The sequence below is a fragment of the Streptomyces sp. NRRL S-495 genome (genome assembly GCF_000966955.1).
In the GTDB taxonomy this organism is placed as follows: domain Bacteria; phylum Actinomycetota; class Actinomycetes; order Streptomycetales; family Streptomycetaceae; genus Kitasatospora; species Kitasatospora purpeofusca.
The window spans coordinates 1-1,565 of sequence record NZ_JZWY01000623.1 but is presented as its reverse complement, the minus strand read 5'-3'; the positions used below and the strand labels follow the sequence as shown (position 1 = coordinate 1,565).

Below are 1,565 nucleotides of genomic sequence, written 5' to 3'. Positions count from 1 at the left end.
GCCGCGGGGGTGGGGAGCGGGTTCGCCTCGGCGGGGGTGTGCGGCAGGGCGGCCGCGCCGCGCACCAGGGTGTCCAGCGTCTGCCACGGCTCGTGCGCGTCGAGCGAGGAGAGCGCGAGCCGCATCGCCAGGGGGTGCCCGCCCAGCCACTCCAGCAGGTCGCCGAACACCCGCAGACCGCGTCGGCGGACGGTGTCGGGGGATCCGGGGGATCCGGGGGTGTTGAGGGTGTCGGGGGAGGGGCCGAGCAGCTGCTCGGCGAACGCGACGGTCTCGCCCGGGTCGAGGCCCGGTACCTCGATCCGCAGTGCTGCGGGACCGAGCCAGCCCTCGCGGGTGCGGCTGGTGAGCAGGACGGTGCTGCTCCCCTGCCGGGCGACCAGGTCGAGCAGGGCCCGGAGTCCGGCGCGCTCCTCGTCCGCTGCCCCGGGGTCTGCGGCCAGTGAGTCGACGCCGTCCCAGATCAGCAGCAGGCGGCGGGTGGCCAGCGCCTGTTCGACGGCCGCCCGGCGCTCGGCGGGCGGGAGCGGGTCGAACTCCTCGGGGGTGAACAGCCGGCGGCCGATCCGCTCGACCACCCCGGCCGAGGCGGGCCGGGCCGCACTCGGTTCGAAGCGGTGCAGCACCACCGCGTCCGGCCCGTCCACCGCGCCGGTCTCCCGGCACCAGCGGCCGAAGGCCTTCGCCAGCTCGGTCTTCCCGATGCCGGCGGCACCGTGGAGGAGGACCACCCGGTGCGGCCGGGTCGCGGCGTCGAGGCCGAGCAGCAGTCCGTCGCGTCCGACGAACTCGCCGACGGGTGCGAGCTCTCCCCACTGGTCCGGGGGTTCCGTTGTTGCCGTGGCCCCGGTCGTCGCGTGCGCGTGCGCGTCCGCCGGCTGAACGGCCCGCGCGGTGCCCGGTCCGGGCAGTGCCGCCTCGTGCCGGCTGTACAGCACCGGGACCGTCCAGTCGGCCAGGGGCAGCGCGCCCCTGGGGGAGGTGCGCCGGTCGTGGACGGCGAGCCGGCGGCGTCCGGCCGACACGGCCAGGGCCACCGGCTCGCCGGTGCGGAGCNCGGCCCGCGCGGTGCCCGGTCCGGGCAGTGCCGCCTCGTGCCGGCTGTACAGCACCGGGACCGTCCAGTCGGCCAGGGGCAGCGCGCCCCTGGGGGAGGTGCGCCGGTCGTGGACGGCGAGGTGGCGAGGAACCCGGCGGCGGCCGGCGCGTCGAGGTGGTACGGCAGCGCGAGCACGGCGTGCGCGCCCTCCTGGAGCAGCCGGGACGCGGCCACGGCCTCCGGCAGTCCGGGCTCGGGGGCGGACCGGCCGGTGGTCAGGACCACCAGCGGGACCGGGGCCGAGGCCGGCACGTCGGTCGGACCGGGCCCGTCGAAGTGGACGACGTGGAACGGCCGGCCCTCCTCCCGAGCCTCGTGCAGCACCTCGGCCAGACGGTCCGGTGTCGGTGGGCGCAGGACGGTGGGTTCGACCGTGCCGGGCTCGGCGCGCAGTCGCCGCAGCAGCGTCGGGGCGAGGGGCCGGTGGCGGGGGCGGGCCGGGTCGTCGGGGGCGGCGACCACCAGC

2 protein-coding genes are annotated in these 1,565 nt (G+C 78.2%); one reads left to right on the top strand and one right to left on the bottom strand.

Annotation, left to right across the window (positions count from 1 at the left end; translation table 11 throughout):
- On the bottom strand, positions 1-1,112 hold a 1,112-nt coding region (locus VR45_RS29075), incomplete at its 3' end, for an NACHT domain-containing protein (protein WP_045942835.1).
- Between the two features lie 272 nt (positions 1,113-1,384).
- Between VR45_RS29075 and VR45_RS49165 the strand changes: the two genes are divergently transcribed.
- Positions 1,385-1,565, top strand: a 181-nt coding sequence (locus tag VR45_RS49165; RefSeq protein ID WP_234326283.1) for a hypothetical protein, incomplete at its 3' end; no start/stop codon positions are given.